This window comes from Mucilaginibacter sp. SG564, assembly GCF_013149275.1.
GTDB lineage: Bacteria > Bacteroidota > Bacteroidia > Sphingobacteriales > Sphingobacteriaceae > Mucilaginibacter.
Genome location: NZ_JABGNA010000007.1, coordinates 104,947 through 128,352, shown reverse-complemented (window position 1 = coordinate 128,352; position 23,406 = coordinate 104,947). Strand labels below are relative to the sequence as shown.

The 23,406-nt window shown below is 42.4% G+C and carries 19 protein-coding genes; 8 read left to right on the top strand and 11 right to left on the bottom strand.

Annotation, left to right across the window (positions count from 1 at the left end; translation table 11 throughout):
* Window positions 1-11: 11 nt before the first annotated feature.
* A complete protein-coding gene (locus FHW89_RS17090) occupies window positions 12-2,084 on the bottom strand; it encodes a M13 family metallopeptidase (RefSeq protein ID WP_172336273.1) in 2,073 nt (690 codons plus the stop codon).
* A gap of 903 nt (window positions 2,085-2,987) precedes the next feature.
* Between FHW89_RS17090 and FHW89_RS17085 the strand changes: the two genes are divergently transcribed.
* Both FHW89_RS17085 and FHW89_RS17080 read left to right on the top strand, forming a co-directional pair.
* Window positions 2,988-5,669 (top strand): valine--tRNA ligase, encoded by a 2,682-nt coding sequence (locus FHW89_RS17085; RefSeq protein ID WP_172336272.1) that lies wholly within the window; start codon window positions 2,988-2,990, stop codon window positions 5,667-5,669.
* Between the two features lie 92 nt (window positions 5,670-5,761).
* Complete coding sequence (locus FHW89_RS17080) at window positions 5,762-7,597, top strand: ATP-binding protein (protein WP_172336271.1); 1,836 nt, start codon at window positions 5,762-5,764, stop codon at window positions 7,595-7,597.
* Here the strand turns inward: FHW89_RS17080 and FHW89_RS17075 are convergent.
* Window positions 7,562-8,023 carry a type I restriction enzyme HsdR N-terminal domain-containing protein gene (locus tag FHW89_RS17075; protein ID WP_172336270.1) on the bottom strand — a complete coding sequence of 154 codons (462 nt, stop codon included), beginning with the start codon at window positions 8,021-8,023 and terminating at the stop codon, window positions 7,562-7,564. The genes FHW89_RS17080 and FHW89_RS17075 overlap by 36 nt on opposite strands.
* 205 nt (window positions 8,024-8,228) lie before the next feature.
* On the opposite strand from FHW89_RS17075, the gene holA reads away from it, so the two are divergent.
* The 3 genes from holA to FHW89_RS17060 all read left to right on the top strand — a co-directional run bounded on the left by holA (window position 8,229) and on the right by FHW89_RS17060 (window position 10,981).
* Window positions 8,229-9,251, top strand: coding sequence for a DNA polymerase III subunit delta (gene holA, locus FHW89_RS17070; RefSeq protein WP_172336269.1), 1,023 nt, complete (start codon window positions 8,229-8,231; stop codon window positions 9,249-9,251).
* A 289-nt stretch (window positions 9,252-9,540) separates the two neighbouring features.
* Window positions 9,541-10,104: an adenylyl-sulfate kinase gene (gene cysC, locus FHW89_RS17065; protein ID WP_172336268.1), complete on the top strand. Its 564-nt coding sequence runs from the start codon at window positions 9,541-9,543 to the stop codon at window positions 10,102-10,104.
* Window positions 10,105-10,150: 46 nt separating this feature from the next.
* Window positions 10,151-10,981 carry a sulfotransferase gene (locus FHW89_RS17060; protein ID WP_172336267.1) on the top strand — a complete coding sequence of 277 codons (831 nt, stop codon included), beginning with the start codon at window positions 10,151-10,153 and terminating at the stop codon, window positions 10,979-10,981.
* 7 nt (window positions 10,982-10,988) lie between these two features.
* On the opposite strand, the gene FHW89_RS17055 is transcribed toward FHW89_RS17060, so the two are convergent.
* Window positions 10,989-11,585, bottom strand: a complete 597-nt coding sequence (locus tag FHW89_RS17055; RefSeq protein ID WP_172336266.1) for a TetR/AcrR family transcriptional regulator — start codon at window positions 11,583-11,585, stop codon at window positions 10,989-10,991.
* 84 nt (window positions 11,586-11,669) lie between these two features.
* Here FHW89_RS17055 and FHW89_RS17050 point away from each other — a divergent pair, with 84 nt between their 5' ends.
* A complete protein-coding gene (locus FHW89_RS17050) occupies window positions 11,670-12,464 on the top strand; it encodes an alpha/beta fold hydrolase (protein WP_172336265.1) in 795 nt (264 codons plus the stop codon).
* Window positions 12,465-12,497: 33 nt separating this feature from the next.
* Here the strand turns inward: FHW89_RS17050 and FHW89_RS17045 are convergent, their stop codons facing one another.
* Complete coding sequence (locus FHW89_RS17045; protein WP_253952269.1) at window positions 12,498-15,392, bottom strand: PAS domain-containing protein; 2,895 nt, start codon at window positions 15,390-15,392, stop codon at window positions 12,498-12,500.
* Window positions 15,393-15,613: 221 nt separating this feature from the next.
* Between FHW89_RS17045 and FHW89_RS17040 the strand changes: the two genes are divergently transcribed.
* Window positions 15,614-16,183 (top strand): DinB family protein, encoded by a 570-nt coding sequence (locus tag FHW89_RS17040; protein WP_172336263.1) that lies wholly within the window; start codon window positions 15,614-15,616, stop codon window positions 16,181-16,183.
* Between the two features lie 4 nt (window positions 16,184-16,187).
* Here FHW89_RS17040 and FHW89_RS17035 read toward each other — a convergent pair whose 3' ends face one another.
* Entirely contained in the window at window positions 16,188-16,829 is a 642-nt protein-coding gene (locus FHW89_RS17035) for an RDD family protein (RefSeq protein ID WP_172336262.1), read from the bottom strand.
* Window positions 16,830-17,060: 231 nt separating this feature from the next.
* Here FHW89_RS17035 and FHW89_RS17030 point away from each other — a divergent pair, with 231 nt between their 5' ends.
* Window positions 17,061-18,029, top strand: a complete 969-nt coding sequence (locus tag FHW89_RS17030) for an alpha/beta fold hydrolase (RefSeq protein ID WP_172336261.1) — start codon at window positions 17,061-17,063, stop codon at window positions 18,027-18,029.
* Window positions 18,030-18,121: 92 nt separating this feature from the next.
* Here FHW89_RS17030 and FHW89_RS17025 read toward each other — a convergent pair whose 3' ends face one another.
* From FHW89_RS17025 to FHW89_RS17000, 6 genes are read right to left on the bottom strand one after another with little or no spacing between them, the layout of a single operon-like run.
* A complete protein-coding gene (locus FHW89_RS17025) occupies window positions 18,122-18,880 on the bottom strand; it encodes a 6-phosphogluconolactonase (protein ID WP_172336260.1) in 759 nt (252 codons plus the stop codon).
* A 15-nt stretch (window positions 18,881-18,895) separates the two neighbouring features.
* The gene (locus FHW89_RS17020) at window positions 18,896-19,162 is read right to left on the bottom strand and encodes an HPr family phosphocarrier protein (protein ID WP_172336259.1); all 267 of its coding nucleotides are present in this window, start codon (window positions 19,160-19,162) and stop codon (window positions 18,896-18,898) included.
* Window positions 19,159-20,877 (bottom strand): phosphoenolpyruvate--protein phosphotransferase, encoded by a 1,719-nt coding sequence (gene ptsP / locus FHW89_RS17015; protein ID WP_172336258.1) that lies wholly within the window; start codon window positions 20,875-20,877, stop codon window positions 19,159-19,161. Before ptsP ends, FHW89_RS17020 begins: the two co-directional genes overlap by 4 nt.
* Window positions 20,874-22,469 (bottom strand): PTS system mannose/fructose/sorbose family transporter subunit IID, encoded by a 1,596-nt coding sequence (locus FHW89_RS28665; protein WP_216650604.1) that lies wholly within the window; start codon window positions 22,467-22,469, stop codon window positions 20,874-20,876. Before FHW89_RS28665 ends, ptsP begins: the two co-directional genes overlap by 4 nt.
* 1 nt (window position 22,470) lies before the next feature.
* The gene (locus FHW89_RS17005; protein ID WP_172336257.1) at window positions 22,471-22,941 is read right to left on the bottom strand and encodes a PTS sugar transporter subunit IIB; all 471 of its coding nucleotides are present in this window, start codon (window positions 22,939-22,941) and stop codon (window positions 22,471-22,473) included.
* Window positions 22,934-23,338, bottom strand: coding sequence for a PTS sugar transporter subunit IIA (locus FHW89_RS17000; protein WP_172336256.1), 405 nt, complete (start codon window positions 23,336-23,338; stop codon window positions 22,934-22,936). The genes FHW89_RS17005 and FHW89_RS17000 overlap by 8 nt, the downstream gene beginning before the upstream one ends.
* Window positions 23,339-23,406 lie beyond the last annotated feature (68 nt).

Below are 23,406 nucleotides of genomic sequence, written 5' to 3'. Positions count from 1 at the left end.
CACTACCCAAACTACCAAACCTTAATCCGGTCTTCCGGTTTCTTGTACATCTTGTCGCCGGGTTGTACGTTGAAGGCTTTGTACCAGGCGTCGATATTGGTGAGTGGCGCGTTGGTGCGGAACTGCTCTGGCGAGTGCGGATCGGTGAGGATGCGTTGTGCTGCCGACTCGGGACGCTGCCTGCTGCGCCATACCTGTGCCCATGATAAAAAGAAACGCTGATCGGCCGTAAAGCCATCTATCTTTTTATTTTCCTGGCCCTGTTTGGTTTTTTTGTATGCTTCGTAAGCTATGTTCAAGCCGCCCAGATCGGCCAGATTTTCGCCCAAAGTTAATTTACCATTCACGTGCAGGGTATCAACCACGGTAAATGCATTGTATTGTTCCACTACCTGGTTGGCACGTACTTTAAATTTATCAGCATCGGCTTTTGTCCACCAGTCGCGCAGGGTACCGTCGGCATCATACTGCCGACCCTGATCGTCAAAACCGTGGGTCATTTCGTGTCCTATCACCGCGCCTATACCACCGTAATTAATGGCATCATCGGCCTTAAAATCAAAGAAAGGGAATTGCAGGATACCTGCCGGGAAAACGATCTCGTTATTGGTTGGGTTATAATACGCGTTTACGGTTGGCGGCGTCATACCCCAGCGGGTTTTGTCAACCGGTTTGCCCAGGCGGCTCAGGTTAAAGTTATAGCGCCATATAGATAATGCTTTCAGGTTAGCAGCATAATCGTTACGGTCGATAACCAGGCCTTCATAAGGTTCCCATTTATCTGGGTAACCTATTTTTACGGTGAATGCGGCCAGTTTTTTAAGCGCACGGTCTTTGGTTTCGGGGCTCATCCATTCCAGGCGTTTAATACGGTCGCCCAGGGTGCCTTTCAGGTTGTTCACCAGGTTAATCATATATTGTTTGGCGGCCGGTGTAAAGTATTTCTCTACAAAAAGCTGTCCCAGTAATTCGCCAATGCTGCCGTCAACCAGGCCGCTCATACGTTCGGTACGCGGGGTTTGTACTTTTTGACCGGTTAATACCTTGCTGAAATCAAAAGTAGCATTTACAAAAGGCGAGCTTAATGATGATGACGCGCCTTTAAGGATGCTCCATTTGAGGTAGATCTTCCAGCTATCAACAGGGGCGGCTACCAACAGCGAGTCGGCCGCTTTAAAAAATCCCGGCTGACCAACCAAAACCGTATCCTGACCACTGGCTTTTAGCTGCGGCAACAGGGTGTTCCAGTTTAAGTGCGGGGTGATCTTGCTGAAACCATCAACAGAAAATTTGTTGTAGGTAACGTTAGGGTCGCGCATGGCCACGCGGCTCAGTTGCGCTTTGGCCAGCGTGGTTTCCAGGCCAAAAATAACGTCGGCATTTTTAACGGCATCTTCGTTGCTGGTACCGGTTAGGGTAAATAGTGCTACGATGTATTTTTTGTAGGCGTCCTGGATGGTTTTGGTGCGGGCATCGGATTTGAGGTAATAATCGCGATCGGGTAAACTGGTACCGCCCTGGTTAAAGCCTACTACGTATTTGTTCACATTTTTCTCGTCCTGGCCAACGCCGAATCTGAAAAGCGGGCTACCCTCGCCATTAACACGCTGATAGGTCATCTCGCCGATTACCCCATCGAGGTTGCTGATCTGGTCGATGCGCTGCAGATCGGGTTTTATGGGGTCATAACCGCGTTTTTCGATAGCCAGGCTATCCATACCGCTGGCATACAGATCGCCAACACGCTGCCTTAAGCTGCCTTTGGGCTGTGAGGCGGATGTTTTGCTTACCTCGGCAAGCAGGCCCAGCAATTTATCGGTATTTTCCTGGCGCAGGATATTGAAGCTGCCCCAGCGGGTTTCTTTGGCGGGTATAGCGTTTTGTTTGATCCAGTTACCGTTGGCGTAATCAAAAAAATCATCACCGGGTTTTACGCTCAGATCCATATTGGCCGGATCGATAAACTTTTTGGGGACGGCAGGTTTATGTTTTGGTTTGGGAGATGTACCGCCATCGGCAGCAAAACTGTTGGCCGACAGGGCTAATGCACCCGCCAGCATCACGTAAGACAACTTTAATTTCATGTTAAATGTTAAAAATTAAAGTTAATGATTTGTAGCAGATATGCACAAACCAGCTGATAGAAAATGCTTAGCGGTTAAACCAGTTAATGAAAAAGGAAAGCTTGGATTTTTTTAGAATATCAAGCCAAAAGCGGTGCAGATCCATTGATTTCATGGCTATTTACGGTTGTCGTATTTAAAAACGCAGCAATTGTAAAATTATTGTGATGAAGGGAAGATGAGTAAGGATGGGAGGAACAAAGAGCAAGGATGGGAAGGGAGAGTAAGGCTGCCGTGCAAAATCAGACAAACCCCATCGGGGTTAAAGCTTTGTAGAAAAAAATCCGGTTTTAAAACAGTGCCATAGGTACTGCACGTCCTTTGCATACCTACGGCATGCCCAATGCTTGTTTTTGTTTGCTACAAAGCTTTAACTCCTACGGAGTAATTTAGCTTATTGACATTTTATTGTATCTGGGAAGTAAGCCCGTTGCAGGGCTCAAATAATTTCTGTATATTTAAGTAAGCCGATCTGGTATTCTGCTCTGTTTGAAAAACATAATTCTGACCTTCAGGAAAAGGAATAAAAACCGACTGTTTGTTATTAAGTTATTTGAATATCAATTATTTAATACTTTTTAAAGTTTTAAAACTCGTCAAAAATTTGTTAAAAAGTGTTAAAATCGATGATTTTGAGGAGAATTTAAGCTGTTTTGATCTGTTTTTCATCCAATTTTGAGCAGAAAATTGTTAAAATTAAAGCTTTAAAAAGTTGAAAGCGTTTGAATTTTATAACTTCTGTTTGATGCGAAAAACTTGTCGCGGCAAAAAAACGGAGGGGCCTGGATCAACGCCAAAAATGCTTTTGGAATCCGTAAACTATCGGCTATGAACTAAGCGGGCAAATCCCTATTTTTGCGCGTTATGAGTATTGCTAAAACATATTTGCCTAAAGAAACCGAAGAGAAGTGGTATAGTTACTGGTTAAAGCACGATTTTTTTAAATCGGTGCCCGATGAGCGCGAGCCTTATACCATAGTCATTCCGCCGCCCAATGTTACCGGGGTTCTGCACATGGGACATATGCTGAATAATACCATACAGGATGTATTGGTTCGCCGTGCCCGTATGAAAGGCAAAAATGCCTGCTGGGTTCCCGGAACCGACCATGCCAGTATTGCTACAGAAGCTAAAGTTGTAGCCATGCTCAAAGAGCGGGGCATCAGCAAAGCAGACCTTACCCGGCCCGAGTTTTTAGCTTTTGCCTGGGAATGGAAAGAAAAATATGGCGGTATTATCCTGGAGCAGCTTAAAAAACTAGGTGCCTCCTGCGATTGGGACCGTACCAAATTTACTATGGATGAAGACCTGTCCGAAGCGGTAATAGATACGTTTATCCATCTACATAAAAAAGGCCTTATCTACCGTGGCATCCGCATGGTAAACTGGGATCCGCAGAGTAAAACAGCAGTATCTGACGAGGAAGTTATCCGTAAGGAAGTAAATCAGAAACTGTATTATATACGGTATGCAGTCTCAAGTCCGAAGTCTGAAGTCCAAGGTCAAGATTCGGCTTTAGACTCCAAACTTCAGACTTCGAACTACCTCACCATCGCTACCACCCGTCCGGAAACCATTATGGCGGATTCAGCTATCTGTATCAACCCCAATGATGAACGGTATGTGCATCTGCATGGTAAAAAGGTATTTATCCCGCTGATCAACCGCGAGATACCGGTTATCCTGGATGAATACGTGACCATGGATTTTGGTACCGGCTGTTTAAAAGTTACCCCGGCACATGACCTGAATGACTATGAACTGGGTCAGCGTCATAACCTGCCTGTTATTGATATTTTAAATGATGACGGTACCCTGAACGACAAAGCCCAGATATTAGTTGGCGTTGACCGTTTTGCGGCCCGTAAAAAAATAGCCGTGTTGCTGGAAGAAGCCGGCGCGTTGGAAAAAGTAGAGGATTATAAATCGCAGATCGGTTTTTCGGAACGGACAGACGCGGTTATCGAGCCCAAATTATCTATGCAGTGGTTCTGCCAAATGGCCGAGATGGCAAAACCCGCATTGGACTATGTACTGAACGGCGAGATCAAATTGATCCCCGATAAGTTTATCAATACCTATCGCCATTGGATGGAGAATGTAAGGGATTGGAACATCAGCCGCCAGTTATGGTGGGGGCAGCAGATTCCGGCATGGTATTTACCAAACGGCGAATTTGTTATCGCCAAAAATGCCGAGGAAGCATTAGTTGAAGCCAAGCTCAAGACTCAAAACCCTGAACTTAAGGCTGAAGACTTAACTCAGGACCCCGACGTGGTTGATACCTGGTTTTCATCATGGTTATGGCCTATATCGGTATTCGGTGGATTTAAAGACCCCAACAATGCCGATATCAACTATTATTATCCAACCAACGACCTGGTAACTGCGCCCGAGATCCTTTTCTTCTGGGTGGCCAGGATGATCATGGCGGGGCACGAGTTTAGGGGAGAAGTGCCATTTAAAAATGTGTACCTTACCGGTATAGTAAGAGATAAATTGGGCCGTAAAATGTCTAAGTCATTAGGTAATTCGCCGAATCCGCTTGACTTGATCGATACTTACGGTGCCGATGGTGTACGTGTGGGTATGCTCCTTTGCTCGCCTGCTGGTAACGATCTGATGTTCGACGAAAGCTACTGCAAACAAGGCAGCGGTTTCGCCAATAAGATATGGAACGCATTTAAACTGGTAAAAGGCTGGGAAGTTGATGATACCCTTGCCAACCCCAACACCATCGCTATTGAGTGGTTTGGCAACCGCTTTGACCAGGCATTGGGCCAGATAGAAGATAACTTTGCGCAATACCGTTTGTCGGAAGCTTTAATGGATACCTACAAATTGGTATGGGACGATTTTTGCGCATGGTACCTGGAAATGATCAAACCGGTGTATCAGCATCCTATTGATCGGGCTACTTATACTGCTACCATACAATTCTTTGAAAATATATTAAAGGTTTTGCATCCTTTTATGCCTTTCCTTACCGAAGAGCTATGGCATGATGAGCTGTTTGGCGAACGTGCAGAAAATGACTGTTGTATTGTTGCGCAATTGCCAATTATTGGGGAAATTAATGCACGGCTATTGGCCGATGTAGAAATAGTAAAAGAAGTTATCGCGGCAATACGTAATACCCGTAAAACAAAACAGATAGCGGACAAAGAACCGCTTGAACTTTTTGTAAAAGCCAACTCTGGTATAAATTATCTGGAGTACCAGGCCATTATAGCCCGGCTTGGAAATATAAGCCAGTTTTCGGAAGTTGCGGATAAAGTAAATGGGGCTATCAGCTTTTTAGCTTCAACAGATGAGTTTTATGTTCCATTTAAAGAGGAAATAGACCCTGTAGCCGAGCGTGCCCGCCTGGAAAAAGAAAAAGATTATCTTTTGGGATTCTTAAAATCGGTAAATGCAAAGCTCAATAATGAGCGTTTTATGAGCAACGCCAAACCCGAAATTATTGAAATTGAAAAACGAAAAAAAGCCGACGCAGAAGCCAAACTACAGATTATCCAAAAAGCACTTGACGATTTGGCTGATTAATTGCATATAAAAGTTCGCTGCAAACAGCGGTAAGCTAAAACGATACTACCTCGATTGGCTTACCGCGTTACTAAAATGTTTGCTGCCCGAATATGTGCCCAAAAGCAAGTTTTTTTAACTTATCTATCTACAAGATCATTTCAAAGGAACAATCCGTTCTTGATCAGGCACGTATACGTTTATTATATTATGGGTTTTTTCTGGTGTTTGTGGCTTCGGCTGCCTTATTAACCAGTGTTTATTTCCAGGGACAAATGATGCTGGCCTACACTTGCTTGTTTTTAATGCTCAGCATCGCTGTACTTTTTAAAGCCTTAACGTACAAACCTAACTGGCTCGCCATATCACATGCCTTACTCATTGTGGGCACTTTGCTCAATGTGAGTATCGTATATATATCGTTGCAAAGCATCAATATAGTTACGGTGCAGGTGGTTATTATCGTCATTGTATTTAGTTATTATATGCTGGGGCAAAAATGGGGGTTGATTTACTCCCTGTTGAATACGGTACCCATATTGCTTTTTTTATTTATTGAGCGTAATTATAGCTATGTGATACGCGTAAAGCCCGATAAGATAGACCAGGTAACTATTGTGATCAGTCTGTTTGCCAATTTTATTATACTCATTTTTATTCATAGCCACCTATATAATGCGTTTATAAAGAATCTGAAGCAATTGAAGGCAAGCGCCCATGAACAAAAAGCTCTCAATCAAAAATTAGAAAAGGCTATTGAGAAGGCCGAAAAATCAGCACATGCCCAATCGGAGTTTTTATCAACCATGTCGCATGAGATCCGCACACCGCTGAACGCGGTGATCGGAATGAGCAACCTGTTGATGATGGGCAGCCCAAGGCCTGAGCAAAAGGAAAACCTGGAAATATTAAAATTTTCGGCAAATAACCTACTGGCCATCGTTAATGATGTGCTCGACTTTAACAAAATTGAATCGGGCAAGCTGGTGTTGGAAAATGTGAAGTTTGATCTGGTTGAACTGATGTATAACATATGTGGCGGGCAGATGTTGAAAGCGCATGAAAAAGGTTTGCAGTTTACCCTTACGGTTGACAATGTTTTAAAGAATAAAGTTTTTTTTGGTGACCCTACACGTATTACTCAGGTGGTTTTTAATCTGGTTAATAACGCTATAAAATTTACCCCAAAAGGTGATGTGTGGGTTAATGTGGCCTGTCTGGAAGATCGGCATAATAATCTTATCGTTAGGTTTTCTGTAAAAGACACCGGCATAGGCATTCAGGAAAGTAGCCTGAAAAATATATTTGAGCCCTTTACCCAGGAATCATTAGCTACTACACGTGAGTATGAGGGTACCGGTTTGGGTTTGGCCATTGTAAAACGCCTGCTTGAACTACAAGGAACCCACATTGAGGTGATCAGTAAAATTGGTATAGGGTCAGAGTTTTTATTTAATATGGAGCTTTCGGTATCAACAGAAGTGGTTGCCGAAAATGTAGCCAAACAAGCCGAAATAGCCGAGGAAGAGGGCTTACGAAGCATAAAGGTACTTATTGCTGAGGATAATATGGTAAATGTTATGCTGATGAAGAAATTGCTGTTGAAATGGAAAATAATACCCACTATTGCCGAAAATGGTGAACGTGCGGTTGAGTTTATGCAATACGGCAACTTTGATATTATACTGATGGATCTGCAAATGCCGGTGATGAATGGCTTTGATGCCGCCCGGGAAATCAGGAAAATGGCCGACCCTAAAAAGGCCAGGATACCCATCATCGCGCTTACAGCATCGGCACTGGTTGACATAAAGGATAGAGTGTTTAGAGTAGGGATGAACGACTATGTGTCAAAGCCATTTAAACCCGACGAATTGCTGGAAAAAATCCAAAACCTGATAAGCCTTCCTGGGTTAAACAGTTCCGGTATAAGCGGGCATATCCTCTAAAAACAGGTATTTTTTGCTGATGTGATCAATCTGGCAATAATAATGCTGCAAGCCATTACTTACCGCTAATAATGATACCTGGTGCACCATATTATACCGGGCTATCTGGTCAAAAGTTTTCTGATCAATGGTTATTGAAGGGGCCTTACATTCTACAATAAGTATCCTTTTACCTTCGGCATTAAATACAACAATGTCGGTACGTTTTTGAAGGCCGTTAAGTTTCATTCCTCCTTCCAGTTTGATCAGTGCGCGCGGGTAGTTTTTGTGTTTAATAAGATATTGTACAAAATGCTGGCGCACCCATTCTTCGGGGGTAATGATGATGTTTTTCTTTCGGATCTCATCAAATAAGCTGAGCTGGCCGTTATGATCGGTGATCTTAAAAGGGTATGGCGGAAGATTAAGCGGCTGCAGCAGATCCATTCGTTAAATTCAAAAGTCAAAATTCAAAAGTAAAAATTGCAAAGCACTCTTGAACGCCAAAATGAGAAATACTTTTATTCCGCAAAAAAATCAAAAGTAAAAAAGGGCAAGCACAAGGAGAATTAAATTAAAAGGGATTTTTAGCTTTGATTTTTACACTATACCGGTTTTGAATTTTTATTTTTGAATTTTGATATTAAAAGAGATGTCCGCAGCAGAGTTATTGAAAGATCTTAAAAACCGTAAATATAAACCCCTGTATCTGTTGCATGGCGAAGAACCCTATTTTATTGATCTTGTAAGCAATTATATTGAACATAGTCTTCTGCCCGAAGCAGAAAAAGGGTTTAACCAAACCGTGGTATATGGTAAGGATACCGATATGATGACGGTGCTTAACGCTGCCAAGCGCTATCCAATGATGGCCGATTACCAGATTGTATTGGTAAAGGAGGCGCAGGAGATGAAGTGGGGTAAGGATGACGACAGCAAAAAAGGCATCGATCCGGTATTGAGCTATCTTGAAAATCCCTTGCCGAGTACCATTCTGGTATTTTGTTACAAGTACGGAAAATTTGATAAGCGAAAAAAAACATATAAGGCCATCGAAAAAAAAGGGATCATTTTTGAATCGGCCCCTTTATATGATAATAAGATACCTGCCTGGATAGAAGGTTATATTAGCGATAAAGGCTATAAGATCAACTCGCAGGCATCGGCCATGCTTTCGGAATACCTGGGTAATGATCTGTCGAAAATTGCCAATGAGCTCGAAAAACTGATGCTGAATGTGGCTGCCGGCCAGGAGATCACGCTTAAGCATATCCAGGATAATATTGGTATCAGCAAAGAGTATAATGTATTTGAGCTGCAAGCAGCCCTGAGTAAAAAAGATGCCTATAAAGTTAACCAGATCATCAATTATTTTGAGGCTAACCCCAAAGCCAACCCTATTGTACTGGTGCTGGGTAACCTGAATAATTATTTTAGTAAGGTACTGGCCTATCATTACGTGAAAGATAAATCGCAGCAAAACCTGGCCCGCGAATTGGGTGTAAACCCCTTTTTTGTAAAGGATTATGAACAGGCCGGTCGTAATTATAATTATCCAAAAACCATGCAGATCATCAGCTATCTGCGCGAGTATGACCTGAAAAGCAAAGGTGTGGAATCAAATGCCCCGCATGGCGAATTGATGAAAGAACTGATGTTTAAAATTCTTCATTAAATTATAGCTTGTTGTTTTTAGCAGGGTTTAAACACGTAACATTTTTGTTAGGTGTATCAGTTGAATGTTGTTGCACGTAGTGATCAGAATTTGATCAAAAAGGGGCTTTAAAGTGGCTTCCGTGAAGTTTAGATATCACCAAATTATCTCCAGAAGAAAGTGATGTACCTGATTGTAAATAATCTTTTACAATCGGTTGCGGCGCAACGCGTAAGTTATTTTATAAGTTCACGTTCAGAAAGTGTCCTGCAAGACTTTCGCAGAATGGTGTTTAACTTAATTAACTGCTATGATACTTTTATTTTGCGGCCTTTCAGGAGCCGGCAAAACAACATTGGCAAAAAATGTTGCTGCCGAATTAACAGAGCTTGGAATAAAGATCGAAATTATTGATGGCGATGAATATCGACAGGAAATCTGTAGAGATCTTGGATTTTCAAGAGCCGACAGGAGTGAAAATATCAGGCGACTGGGATTTGTAGCCAGCCGTTTCTCAGCACAGGGTATTGTTACCATTATCAGCGCTATAAACCCGTATGACGATGTAAGGCGCGAATTGGTTGACAGGTATGAGGATGTAAATATAGTGCATGTTGATTGCCCGGTTAATAAACTCATCAGCCGCGATACTAAGGGCCTTTACCAAAGAGCGCTTTTGCCCGAAGGGCACCCCAACAAATTGCAGAACTTAACAGGTATCAATGATAGGTTTGATGTACCGTATGATGCGGATCTTTATATCAATACCAGCGAGAACTCTGTACAGCAAAGCACATCTTTGCTGGTTTATTTCATACTTAACAATCTTTATGCTTCGGAGAAAATTCCCAATAAAATGACAGATAATTTTTAAGCTACCCCTGCTTAAGTATTTTAAAACGATCGTCCTTTTATAAATTATGCAAAAACGAACTCTTATCATCGCCGGAATGCACCGTTCCGGTACCTCGCTCATCTCAAACTGGCTTACCAAATGTGGTTTGCAACTTGGTGAAAAACTACTTGGCCCCGGCTGGGGAAACGAAGATGGCCATTTTGAAGATGTGGAATTTTTAAAAATGCATGAAGAAGTTCTGAGCAGTAACAATCTGCCTCCTTCTGGTTTAACCGACTTACAAATTGATGGTTTCTCTATATATGAAAAAGAGAAACTGAAAAGTATTATTAAAATTAAACAGCAATTGTATGATCAGTGGGGGTGGAAAGACCCACGCACATGTTTGTTTCTGGATGTTTACCAGGAGCTGTTGCCCGATGCCTGCTATCTGATCATCCTGCGCGATTATCAATCAGTGGTGAGCTCATTATTGCGCCGGGAGTTTAAGTCTTTGGATAAAAAATACATGAGTCGTAAATATTTATCCAGATTGGTTTGGGAAAAGATCAGGAGACAGCGCAGACTATTAAAATTCTATAACGAGTATACTTCAAAGTTTTTAAAAGTATGGATAGCCTATAACCAGGATATTTTAAATTGTATCAAAAAATTAAACAACGATTCTTTCGTGGTGGTTAACTATTCCATGTTAAATAAAGAGGATACCAGGCTTTTTTCATTTCTTGAGAATAACTGGAACTTTTCATTAAAATATTTCAGGTTTAAAGATGTATTTAAAGAAAATCAGATAGGTGAGGATATTAACATTGATATGCACATTACTGATAGAGGGCTTATTGAAACCGCAAACCGCCTGCAGGACGAATTAAAAAGTTATATGCAGTTTTCATAAAGAGTGTTTAATCTTTAAAAAACACAATACGGTTTACCGACCATTTCCAGGTTTGTAATATTTCAGCATTAGTTAAGTGGCATACGTCCTTTAAAACAGTTATGGATTCAATACCAAAAAATACGCTCAATGAATTAACCATATGATCAAACGCATCTGGAGTTAATGTTGATTGTAAAGGTTTAAGTGCTTCCCTGATCAGGATGATCCTCCGCCCGGCTCTGGATGGGGTTTCCTTTCGGATAACTGATTCGCCAATGATGGAGCTTAAAAAAAGGCGAAATTCGATTTCATTATTAGTGAATAAATTAAAGTGGTAGTCAATCAACCGGTCTAATCTTCCGTTCAGATCGGAATTACTTAAATCTGCAAAGAGATCATCATTTGTTTTTGCCTTAAGCTGCAAAGATGCTTCACGCTTTAAAGCCTCCGAACTTGAAAAGTATCTGTAGGCCGTGGCTTTTGAAATTCCGGCTTCGCGGGCCACCATATCAACACTTATCTCGATACGTTGCTTTAATAGTTCATTTGCTTTTGAAAGAAGAACCTCGCGGGTTTTCATTTTCTGACTAACTCGCCCTTTGTCTAATGATAGTTTGCTCATTATGATACTTTTTTCTCATAAAATTTCTTATTCAAATTAAAATTAATACTTTTGTGAGACATTGGTGTCATAAAATAGTGTAGTATGGCAAATAAATTGAAAATCAGGGGTATTGATTTGACTTATGAAGATCTGGGTACCGGTGATGTTATTGTATTTATACATGGGCAGCCTTTTAACCGGAGCATGTGGAATTATCAATCGCAGGTATTTAGTAAATTAAACCGGCTCATTATTCCTGATCTGAGGGGGTATGGCGAAAGCGTTACCACAGAACCGATAGTGCTTTTAGATGAGCTTGCTCTCGATATTATTTATCTGCTGGATGAACTGGCTGTCCAAAAAGCTGTATTTGTGGGGTTATCAATGGGCGGGCGGGTGGCTTTGGAGATATACAGGCTTGCCCCGCATTTAATGAAGGGGTTGGTACTGGCGGATACTGATGCAAGAGCCGAAAATGCCTCCAGTTATTTAAGCCGGAAGCAACTTGCAAAAAGCCTGCTAAATTATGGTATGGAAAAGTATACCGCCGAAAACATAGGGCATTATCTTTGCCAAAATACTTTTAATATTAAACGAGAAGTGTTAGATCATCTTCGCCATATGATGATCACTACGGATGCTGCCGGTGCTGCAGCTGTTCAATTTGGCCGTGCCGAAAGAAGGGATCATACGGAGATTCTTTTAAATATCGACTTCCCAACATTGATCATTGTTGGCGATCAAGATGTATTTACGCCTGTAACCACTGCCGAGCATATGCAAACCCGCATGAAAGGAGCCGAACTTGCGGTTATAAAAGATGCAGGCCATATACCCAATATGGAGCAGCCTGAACAGTTTAATCAATTGTTAAAGAATTATCTGGATAAGGTTTAATTGGATAATAGTCTTTGTAGGGGGGAGAAAAAGCTACTGCTCATTTATCCAGGCTTCGGCTGTTATTACATCGGCAAAAAACTTAATAGTTATCTTATCTGGAAGGGTATTCACACTTTTGCGAGCCGATAATTGACTGAATATACTGGGCGAATTAACCCATGCAAAATATCTTAAACCGGCTTTCTGCATAGCCGGGAACCATTCCTGGGCAACCCAGTCAATAGCTTCAGACCAATTGCCCAGCACATGAATATTATTATTAAGTATTTTGTAAACATTGTTTTTTGCCATCATGGTTAACATACGTTGACAGCTGCGGTGTACCGACTCCGGGTTTTGAAAACCGGTCCAGTCGGCATCAATACGGGAGTGAACGCTATTGTAGCTAAGCGTAATGGCGCTGTCATGATAGTACAGATCTCCCTGTATAATAGGGGCCTGTTTAGGAATCTGATGCGTTAGCAGTCTGAAAAAAAAGGTAGAACCCTCACCAGGTATGCTTTCAATCCAAAAACTGCCATTGTGCCTTTTCAAGATTTCGGCTGAAATAAATAGCCCCAGGCCCAGGCCTTCAAAACGCATCGCGGTATTATCTACACGGTAATACCGTTCAAACAGCCGGCTCAGGTTTTTTTCTTCAATACCAATACCAAAATCCTGAACGGATACGATCAGGCTGTTATCATCATGTAGTACGCAGCTAACGATTACCTTATTTGCTTCAGGGGAATATTTGATGGCATTGGTCAGCAGGTTATTTACCACTTGTTCCAGTCTAAAACGGTCGCCGGTATAGATTATATTTTCCGTGCTTTTCAGCATTATCTGATGAGATGAGGTGGTATGCTGAACGCTATCAATGGTGTCTTTGAGCATTTCATGGAAATTGAAGCTTTCCATATTGTAATCCATCTTTCCGGCGTTGATGCGTGACACATCCAGCAGATCGCTGATCAGTTTTTCGAGGCGCAGTACATGCGCGGCCGATTTTTGGATAAGATCATTAAGCTTTTGGGGATCATTGATACGCATCATGAGCTGATTAAAGGCTTTGATGCTGGTAAGTGGTGTTTTTAGTTCATGACTGGCAATAGATAAAAACTCATCCTTTTTTTGCTCATTGGTTTTTTGGATATCAATGTTGGTATTGGTACCCAGCCATAATTTGATCTCTCCATTTTCAATAAGGGGTACTGCCCTGGCCAAGTGCCAGCGGTATTGCCCATCCTGAAATTTTAAACGAAACTCCACCAGGTACTCATGCCCCGTTCTAAGGGCCGTAAGCCATTTCTTTAAACACGTTTGCTGATCATCCGGGTGTATAAAAGTTTGCCAGCCCTGGCTAATGATATCTTCAGCATTTCGCCCAAAATCATCACAGATCACCTCATTTACATAATCAAGTTTGCCATTGGGGCGGGCTGTCCATACTTGTTGTGGTATGGCATTTAATAAAAAGCGGAAACGTTCTTCATTTTCCTTTTCCTTTTGCCTCACCAGCACGGCTTCGGTAACTTCAAAGGCGAAAACCATAATACCGTCTACTTTATCGGCAGCATCATACCTGGCCTGATAAATAAATGTAAAATAACGATCTTCCACCGGACCGTTGACCTCACGTGCCATAGGAACCAGAAGTTCCTTGCCCTCAAAGGTGTTACCGGTTTTATATACATTTTTTAAAATATCGTATATAAGGTGATCTTTAAGTTCTGGTAATGCTTCAAATAGCGGTTTCCCGGTAAGTTGACGTCCCGGAAAGAGCTTTTGATAAGGAGGGTTAACCAATTCAAATACAAAATTGGGGCCGTCGAGTATGCAAATGCCGGCAGGGGCCTGCATAAAGAATCTTTTCAGGCGTTCGGTTTGACCAGAAGCTTCTGATTGCGCGGTTAGCAACTCAAGAGTGCGTAACTCAACCCTGCTTTCTAATTCGTTATTTAATTTAAGCAGGTTTTGCTGAGTCTGAAACAGTTCTTCGTTTGTGGTGCTCAACTCTTCATTGGCCGATTGTATCTCTTCGCTGGTAACCTGTATTTCTTCGTTAGCGTGGGCCAGCCCCTCATTAAGGGCTAATAGTTCATTACTGGTTTGCTCCAGACGTTTTCTGGCCATAACCAATTCGGTTATATCATATTTGAAACTTAAAACGCCGGTTATGTTATCCTTTTCATCGCGGATAGCCTGGTAAATAAAATTAAAATAATGATCCTCTGGTGGCCCGCCAATTTCGCTAACCAGTGGTACACAGATCTCGTTACCGATATAGGTTTCACCCGTTTTATATACTTGTTGAAGTGCATCCCAAACAGGGAGGGCAGCTATCTCAGGCATAGCCATAAGCAAGGGCCTGCCCAATATTTTACGTCCCGGGAAAAATTCTTTTTCGTATAGTGGATTTATAAATTCATATACAAGATCGGGCCCCGTAAAAATGGCAATTTGGGCGGGGATCTCGTCAAATAGATTCTCCATTTGTTTGCTTAACTGACCCGCCTTGGCTGCTGCCTCCTTCTCTTTTTTCACGCTGGCAATCAGATTCCGTTCGGCGATAACTTTCTCGGTAACATCCTGGGTATGGTGTATAATGTAGCAGATATCGCCATCAGGGTCAAGTACAGGGGTGTGCGCGGTATCCCAATAACGCTCCTGTAATTTACCTTCATGATCAGGTGTATCAAAACGTGTTATGGGCAACTGATGGGGTTTATTGGTTTCCAATACCTGCTCCAATGAAAAAACTATACCTCCCTCGTCTGTTGCCCAATCTGGTTTTTTGGGGAAAACATCATACAGGTGTTTTTCGAGGAGCTCGGCTCTCATTTTACCTGTTAATTGCAAATAAGCGTTGCTGGCAGTAAGTATGTACAGTTCCTTTGAAAGAATAAGATAAGGGTGAGGTAAGGTCTCAAAAACCCTTAACATTTCTGGTGGCAAGGCGGAACTGTGTTTAATGGGCATGGGTAATACAAAGTGAACAAAAGCAAGATTACTAAACCTAAGGTAATTATTAAAATATTATCTTATAAGAAAATGTTTTGATGCAAAATAAATTTAAATGCTACATCTGTATTAAGTAGCATATCCAGGTTTACAATCGGGGAACAAAAAATTGATCTGTAGGTTCAAAATCCTTAACTTTAATTATGATATATGATTACCTGGAAAGCGTTAAAAAACAGTTTGCCTATTATAAAATACTGGGCGAAAAAACATTCGCGCAATTAACTGATGAACAGTTGAACTGGCAATATAATGCGGAATCAAACAGCATTGCCATGATTGTTAATCATTTGTCGGGAAACATGCTTTCCAGGTGGACGGATATTTTTAATACAGACGGCGAAAAGGAATGGCGTAACCGCGAGGCTGAATTTGTCACTACAAATCCGGGGCGTGATGAACTTTTAGAACGGTGGAACAGGGGCTGGGAATGCCTTTTGAGCACCCTTGAACAATTAACTGCCGATGATCTGGAAAGGATCATTTACATTCGCAATATGGGGCATACGGTTGCCGAGGCCATTAACCGGCAACTCGCACATTATCCGTACCATGTGGGGCAAATTGTTTTTATTGGTAAGATGCTTTGTGATGAAAAATGGAGTTCATTGTCTATCCCTAAAGGAAAATCTGACGCCTACAACGCTGATAAATTTGCTAAAGAGAAACATAGGGAGCACTTTACTGATGAGTTCCGGGAGGATAAAAATTAAACTATTAATTGGGTTTACGAACAACAAATGTTTTGGCTATCTGGTCATGCCAGCATTGCTGCATGGGGCTCCATATACAAGCTAAAAAGCCAATACCACATAGCAAGCTTGATATTAATTTACTTAGATTACGTTGCAGTGCCTGGCTAAAAGTTAAGCGCTGCCCGTTAATATCAACAACCGCCATTTTGCAAATTACTTTACCTATGCTGCCCTGTAGTTTCGTGGATTCAAAAATTGAATGGTAAACCATAAAAATAGCGGCGAATAATAGATTGGTTAATAATTTGGTGGAGGATGTTTCTTCTGTGTTCATATTAATTGCATTTACACCTCCTCCCCAGACAAGTTTTATCAGGCCAAACATACCACCGACTATCGCAGCGGCTACTACTACCATTACATTATCAATTATATAAGCCAGCAACCTCCAGCCAAAATTAGCCACATTGTTTACCGTAGGTACATGCACGCCAATTGATTTAAAATATTCATCAAACTCCGGGAGCTCGGCAGCTTCCTGCCAATCGGTAGCCAAAGGTGATAGCACCAGTTCGGTGGCACTCACTTGCATATCCATTAATTCGGTATGGCTGTAGGGGCCGTGTTTTTCGTTGTCTCTTAAAATGTAGTATTCATTGATCATGATATGCAGGTTTGAGGTATTGAAAAATAAAGAAAATATCTGTTCAGCGCAACAAAAAAATGAATAAAAACAAGATTGCTAAGTTTAAAGTAATTGTTAACTATTACCTTGTAAGAAAATGGTTTGATTTACAATGGATGTTTATTTGGGTTAGCGCCGGAATAAGTGAGGCCGGTATAATGTGTAACAATGGCTGTATCGTTAAATCTAAAACATCATACAAGTTAATCAATGAAATATAACATCTTTTATGGCGTCATTTTATTTGTAGCCTTAATAGCTTTTGGTTATTCGACCAGTGCGCAACAGATAAGGCTTAAAGCGGGAGAGCAGAATATTGTTACCTCCGATGGTATTAAACTGGCGGTCAAGGTAGCGGGCAAAGGGCCGGTATGTATATACATCCATGGCGGTCCAGGGCAGGATTATTTGTCGTTCGAAGAAATGGGAGGCTCCAATCTTGAAAAAAGGCTCACCATGGTTTACCTCGACCAGCGGGGCTCAGGCCATTCTCAAAATGCGAAAGATTATAGTTTGAGCCGCTTGGTTGATGATATTGAAGAAACCAGGAAACAATTGGGAGCCGATAAAATTTACCTGCTAAGCCATTCATTTGGTGGGGTGTTGGCCGTTAACTATGCTCAAAAATATCAGGGGCATGTATCCGGATTAATATTAGCTAATTCTACACTCCACTTTTTTAATAACAGCTCATTAAGAGAACAGATCATGTATTCTTATCGCCTGCTGCATAAGGATACGACAATTACCAATGATAATACACAGGAACTGTTGCAGCAAAATTCTCTTGTAAGAAAAAAGTTAAACAAAGTACACCTCGGGTATAAGTTATTGGCAGATAGCATAAATACTATCGAAAAAATGGATAGCATAGAATCGAACTATAAACGTACTTCTGATTTTGGTTATGCCGTTATCGCCCATCTGATAGATACGACCAAACAAAACCGCTATCCGGAGTACTGGAAAGATTATGCTCCTATCAGCAGTCAGATCCATGTACCTGTACTGGTTATTACCGGCACACGCGATTACGCCATCGGAACCGCACATTATAAAACTTTCAGGTTCCCCAATCAGCACGTAGTGAAGCTGGATGGATCACATATGCTTTATTATGAAAAGAATGCCGCTTTTACGGCTACTGTATTTCGATTCATAGATAAACAGGACAGGTAGTTTAGGCGTGATGTACCGGTTTTTCCGGGAACAAAAAAGTCTTACAACAATTGTTATAAGACTTATGATAAAGGTTTAAGGTGGGAAAATCTTTAAAAATTATAACCCCGTTGTTTTACACGTTCATGAATCAGCGCGCCGGCATCGGCATCGAGTAAGATTTCGCAGTTGGGGTGCAGTTGTACCACCGAGGCAGGTATATCGGTAGTTACCGGACCTAAAATTGCCTGTTCAATGATTTCGGCTTTATGAGCGCCTTTGGCTATCAATATCAGTTTGCGGGTATGCATAATGTTTTTCACACCACGGGTCAGGCCGCCCAATACAATATGTTCTGGTACTTGTGTCTCGCGGCGTACACGGGCTTCAAAGTCAGGATCCATAGGCGATACCCATGTCTCGCTTTCAAAAGGCGTACCGGGCTGGTTAATGCCGATGTGGCCGTTACTACCAATACCCAGCATTTGCAGATCGGCGCCACCGCGTTCGGCCAGGCGTTTTTCAAAAAGCAGGCTTTCGGCCTCAAAATCATCGCTCAGTGTAGGAGGCATAATGAAATTCTCGTCGGGTATACCCAAGGGACCTGCTATTTGGTTCAATATCATGGTATAGCAGCTGCCCGAGTATTCCCTTGGCAGGTTGGTGAGCTCATCCACATTAAAAAGCGTAATGCGAGATACATCAAAGGGATATTGCGTATAGATATCAGACACTATGCGGTGCATGTCGATAGTGGTTTGCCCGGTTGAAAGACCTATTACAGCCGTGGGTTTCTCCAGCATTTGACCAATAATGCGCCAGGCCGCGGTTTCGTTAAATTCTTTTTCGTTTTTGGTTATTGTGATTTTCATCTTATTATTTTGCCTTTACAGGTGTTTTAATTCTTCCTCAAAAAACGCGTCAATAGCTATAATAGCGCTCGTTTCATCCTCCCCGTCAATAATAATGGAGATGGTTTCGCCGCCTTTGATGCCCAGGGAAAGGATGTTCATGAGGCTGCTTAATTTTACCGTACGATCACCCTTTTTTATGCTGATGAGTGAGCTGTAGTTTTTAGTTAGTTTTACCAGGTTGGTTGCTGGCCGGGCATGTATGCCTTCGGCTGCGGTAATGATATAGTCTTTTGTTATCATAGAGTTATCTCCTGTAAATAAGCTGTGATGGCTGTTGAACTATCCATCTCCATTATATGGCTATGTATCTGTTTGGCTTTTGTCAGATCACTGTGGATAATGATGTTCTTGATTTCGGGAATAGCTGCCGCACTCATGGAAAATTCGGTAAGTCCCATGCCCAATAATAAAAGGGTTGCTTTAGGATCTGATGCCAGCTCGCCGCACATACCTACTTCCACATTATTTTTATGACCCTGATCGATCACATAAGCAATAAGCCGAAGCACCCCGGGATTGTAGGGATCATACAGCTCTTTGATCTGCTCGTTCATGCGGTCGACGGCCAGCGTGTACTGACAAAGGTCATTGGTGCCGATGCTAAAAAAGTCCACTTCTTTAGCGAGCAGATCGGCAGTGATTGCAGCTGATGGGATCTCGATCATAATACCTACGGGGATATTTTTATCGAAGGTGATACCCGCTTTAGATAACTCATCTTTGGCTTGTTGCAATATGACTTTGGCAGCCCTTACTTCCTGTATATTGGAGATCATCGGAAACATGATCTTTAACCGGCCAAACGTGCTGGCCCGTAATATGGCTTTTAACTGCACGATAAAAATATCCGGACGGTCCAGACAGATGCGAATGGCCCTGTAACCCAAGAAAGGGTTTTGTTCTGCCGGGAAATTAAAATAGGGGAGTTGTTTGTCGCCGCCAATATCCAACGTGCGTACAATAACAGGTTTGCCTTTGGCTTTTAGGGCAACGGCTTTATAAAATTCAAATTGCTCTTCTTCGTCGGGTAAAGCATCTCGACCCATAAAAAGCAGTTCGGTACGCAATAATCCGGAGCCTTCAGCGCCAAAACCGATGGCCTGTTCCATATCATTTGCATCGCCTATATTGGCAAATAGTTTAATATTGATACCATCGGTAGTTGTCGCAGGTGTATCTTTTAACGACCGGAGTAAATTGTTCTGTGCCTGCCAGTTGTCTTGTTTTATGCGGTATTGGTCAATTGTATTCTGATCAGGATTGATGATAATAGCCCCGCTTTGTCCGTCGAGGATTAAAAGATCTCCATCTTTGATCTCCGTTAAGGTTATACCGCATCCCACAATGGCCGGGACGCCGCGCGATCTGGCAATAATAGCTGCATGTGATGTACGACCACCTACTTGTGTGACAAAGCCGGCAACATGCGTAGTATCCATGCTGATGGTATCCGAAGGCGTAAGGTCTTCGGCAATAATGATGGTATCCGCTTCGTAGGTTGTAGTAGTGTCTGGAATTGATGAGTTTAAGTTTCTGAGCAGGCGATCACCAATATCCTGAACATCGGCAGCACGCGTGCTCAGGTATTCATCCTCCATATTTGTGAAAAGTTGAACCGCGTCTGCGATCACCTCAATCACCGCGTCATTGGCATTCTTCTTTTCTTTGGATATTTTTTCGGTTACGTCCTCGCTGATCTGTGGATCTGTTAAGAGCTCAATATGCGTTTCCAGAATTTCCAGGCCTTCTTTTCCCTGAGATTGATCGTAACTGTTGATCATAGTTTCAACGTCTTGAACTGAAAGAGCTACAGCATTGTTGAACTTTTCTATCTCGATAGTAATATCAGCATCATTCGCTAATACAACACCCGACAAGGCCGCTTCCTGCTTTTTTAGTAAGCTGGCTTTGCCAATGGTAATTCCGGGAGATACGCCTATGCCATTGATCGTCATACAAACAAATGGATTATACTGCCTGCAAAACCTAATACCAGTAGGCCCAGTAGCAGCCAGGTAGTTTTAACCTGTTTTTTTACAAAATAATATACCAGGAAGGTAAGCCCTAACGGTATCATAGCTGGTACTATTTGATCCAGGATGCCCTGTACGCCAACGGCCGATGATGACGAACCAATATTCAGCGGTGTTTTGATATTCATGAGTGTGGCAGGCATAGCGCCTACTACCATGAGGCCCAGTATAGCTGCGCCGGAGGTAAGCTTATCCATTACGTTACCTTTGCTCAGGTTCTGCAAAAATTTGGTGCCTGCATTGTAGCCTATAAAAGTGAGGTTATAGCGCAGCAGCAGATGTGGTACATTGAATATGATCAAGAAAAGCAGAGGGCCTAATATATTCCCCTTGATAGCCAACGAGGTACCCACGCCCGCGGCGATCACCTTAAAAGTTCCCCAAAATAAGGAGTCGAACACACCGGCCAGTGGTCCCATGAGTCCCAATTTTACTGAGCTGATAGATTCTTCATCAAAATCTTTATCTAGTGCGTTTTGCTCTTCCATGGCGGCCGTAATGCCGATGATGAGCGTAGAGCCATAAGGACTGGTATTGAACAACCGCAAATGCCTTTTAAGCGCGGCGGTCATACTTTCTTTAGTATGATATAATTTTTTCAATACCGGGATAATCGCAAAGGCAAAGCCGGTATTTTGCCAGGTTTCAAAATTGAAGTTAGCCTCGAGGGCAAGTGATCTTAAAAACAGTTTTCTTAAAGTGCCCTTGCTTAGTTGATGCTGTGGTTCTGTGGGTATTGTTTCTGCAGGTGTATCGTCAAAATCAAAATCATCATCAGTAGAGGCAGCAGCGGGTTTGGGTGCATCCTGTGTTACGATCAATGCGATGATCACCCCTAAGCCTCCAATAGCGATAATGGGCAATTTTAAATAAGCAGCCAGCATAAACCCAAGGAAAAAGTAAGGGGCAACTCTTTTGTTGAACATCAGGTTCATGAGCAGGGCAAAACCCAGCGCGGGCAGCATATTCCCGGCTACCTGCAGGCCCGATTGTACCCAGGCCGGGATCAGATCAAGGAATGATTTGATGGCTGTTGAACCCAATTCCAAAGCCACAAAAATAATGATGCCCATGAGTAAGGGTTTTAATAGCCCCGATAGGATATGCAGTCGCTGGATTCCTTTATAATCGCCGGCCTCGGCATATTGATTGAATTTTTTATTGAATACCGCCCGGAAAACGAACAAGCCACTGATCACCATTTCTGAGAGGATAGAGATAGGCACCGCCAATGCCAGCGCAATAGCAGGCCCTTTGTGCGACATGATGGCGAAAGCTGTTCCCAACACACCTCCGGTAATAATATCTGGTGGAATAGCCGCGCCGACTTTAATATTTCCCATAAAGATCAACTCCAGGGTAGCACCTATCATAACACCCTGCGTAACATCGCCCAGCACTAAACCCACCAATGGCCCCAGGATCAGCGGGCGACTTAACAGCGTAGTGCCCAAAAAATCCTCAAAGTGCCCAAAAACGGCTATAAGTGTGAGTAACAGATAGGTGGCCAGCATCTTAAATCAGGGTTTCTATCGGGGTTTTGTTATCAGTTGGTACCTGCCTTGCTTCCAATTCGATGCCTTTGGCTAACAGATCGCGGATAATGGCTACATCATCATCAGTAACCGCCAATGCCTTGGCTATGGAACGCGCGCCTTCTTTGGTGCGGATGCCACCAAAGTTGATGCTCCTGATCTCACTTACACCGGCGACCAATGTAGCGGCATCTTTTACAGAATTCACCAGTACCAGTATTTTCATGTTCTGCCCGCGTGGGTCGTTCAAAAATGTGATGGCGTCGGTTAGTGTTTTGATCAGTAATTTGGCCGAGGCTGGTTTAGCCAGGCCCAGGGTCATTTTTAAAAATTCGTCGGTGGCGGCCTTATCGTTGGCTACCAGCAGGCAATCGGCGCCCAGGGCGGGTGTCCAGGTCATGGCCACCTGTCCGTGTACCAGTCTGTCGTCTATGCGGGTTAGCTTAATCATTTTGTTGTGTTATCAGTTTGTTTACATAAATCATTTGCTCTTTACCATCGATAATGGCTGTTTCTATTATCTCGGTAACCGGTGTGCCAGCATCGCCCATAATAACTTCAATTAGCAAGGGCAGGTTAAAGCCGGATACGATATGCACATTGTTTTTCAATGCTTCGCGTATCATGATGTTGTTTACGCTGCCACCCAAAAGATCGGTAAATATTACCAGTTCATCATCAGCTGTAATATGCGTTAACACAGTAGCCAGTTCATCTTCTACGCTGATATGATCATCCAGGTAAGCCTGGATCAGGAATACGTTATCGGTTTCGCCAATGATCATATCCAATGACGATTTTATTCCTTTGGCAAAAGCCCCGTGCGTAGCAATTAAGAATTTTCTCATTTGTATCTATATTCAAATCTCATTGATCTTTTGCGATTTGTAGGGCCAGTAAATCAAAAATTTTAAAA

What these genes read in the sequence shown, in the direction of transcription:
- cysC (WP_172336268.1), top strand. Translation starts at nt 9,541, where the DNA reads ATGATACTTTTATTTTGCGGCCTTTCAGGAGCCGGCAAAACAACATTG.
- FHW89_RS17060 (WP_172336267.1), top strand. Translation starts at nt 10,151, where the DNA reads ATGCAAAAACGAACTCTTATCATCGCCGGAATGCACCGTTCCGGTACC.
- FHW89_RS17040 (WP_172336263.1), top strand. Translation starts at nt 15,614, where the DNA reads ATGATATATGATTACCTGGAAAGCGTTAAAAAACAGTTTGCCTATTAT.
- FHW89_RS17050 (WP_172336265.1), top strand. Translation starts at nt 11,670, where the DNA reads ATGGCAAATAAATTGAAAATCAGGGGTATTGATTTGACTTATGAAGAT.
- FHW89_RS17020 (WP_172336259.1), bottom strand. Translation starts at nt 19,162, where the DNA reads ATGATAACAAAAGACTATATCATTACCGCAGCCGAAGGCATACATGCC.
- FHW89_RS17085 (WP_172336272.1), top strand. Translation starts at nt 2,988, where the DNA reads ATGAGTATTGCTAAAACATATTTGCCTAAAGAAACCGAAGAGAAGTGG.
- holA (WP_172336269.1), top strand. Translation starts at nt 8,229, where the DNA reads ATGTCCGCAGCAGAGTTATTGAAAGATCTTAAAAACCGTAAATATAAA.
- ptsP (WP_172336258.1), bottom strand. Translation starts at nt 20,877, where the DNA reads ATGACGATCAATGGCATAGGCGTATCTCCCGGAATTACCATTGGCAAA.
- FHW89_RS17075 (WP_172336270.1), bottom strand. Translation starts at nt 8,023, where the DNA reads ATGGATCTGCTGCAGCCGCTTAATCTTCCGCCATACCCTTTTAAGATC.
- FHW89_RS17035 (WP_172336262.1), bottom strand. Translation starts at nt 16,829, where the DNA reads ATGATCAATGAATACTACATTTTAAGAGACAACGAAAAACACGGCCCC.
- FHW89_RS17005 (WP_172336257.1), bottom strand. Translation starts at nt 22,941, where the DNA reads ATGATTAAGCTAACCCGCATAGACGACAGACTGGTACACGGACAGGTG.
- FHW89_RS17045 (WP_253952269.1), bottom strand. Translation starts at nt 15,392, where the DNA reads ATGTTAAGGGTTTTTGAGACCTTACCTCACCCTTATCTTATTCTTTCA.
- FHW89_RS28665 (WP_216650604.1), bottom strand. Translation starts at nt 22,469, where the DNA reads ATGCTGGCCACCTATCTGTTACTCACACTTATAGCCGTTTTTGGGCAC.
- FHW89_RS17025 (WP_172336260.1), bottom strand. Translation starts at nt 18,880, where the DNA reads ATGAAAATCACAATAACCAAAAACGAAAAAGAATTTAACGAAACCGCG.
- FHW89_RS17055 (WP_172336266.1), bottom strand. Translation starts at nt 11,585, where the DNA reads ATGAGCAAACTATCATTAGACAAAGGGCGAGTTAGTCAGAAAATGAAA.
- FHW89_RS17080 (WP_172336271.1), top strand. Translation starts at nt 5,762, where the DNA reads ATGTGCCCAAAAGCAAGTTTTTTTAACTTATCTATCTACAAGATCATT.
- FHW89_RS17090 (WP_172336273.1), bottom strand. Translation starts at nt 2,084, where the DNA reads ATGAAATTAAAGTTGTCTTACGTGATGCTGGCGGGTGCATTAGCCCTG.
- FHW89_RS17000 (WP_172336256.1), bottom strand. Translation starts at nt 23,338, where the DNA reads ATGAGAAAATTCTTAATTGCTACGCACGGGGCTTTTGCCAAAGGAATA.
- FHW89_RS17030 (WP_172336261.1), top strand. Translation starts at nt 17,061, where the DNA reads ATGAAATATAACATCTTTTATGGCGTCATTTTATTTGTAGCCTTAATA.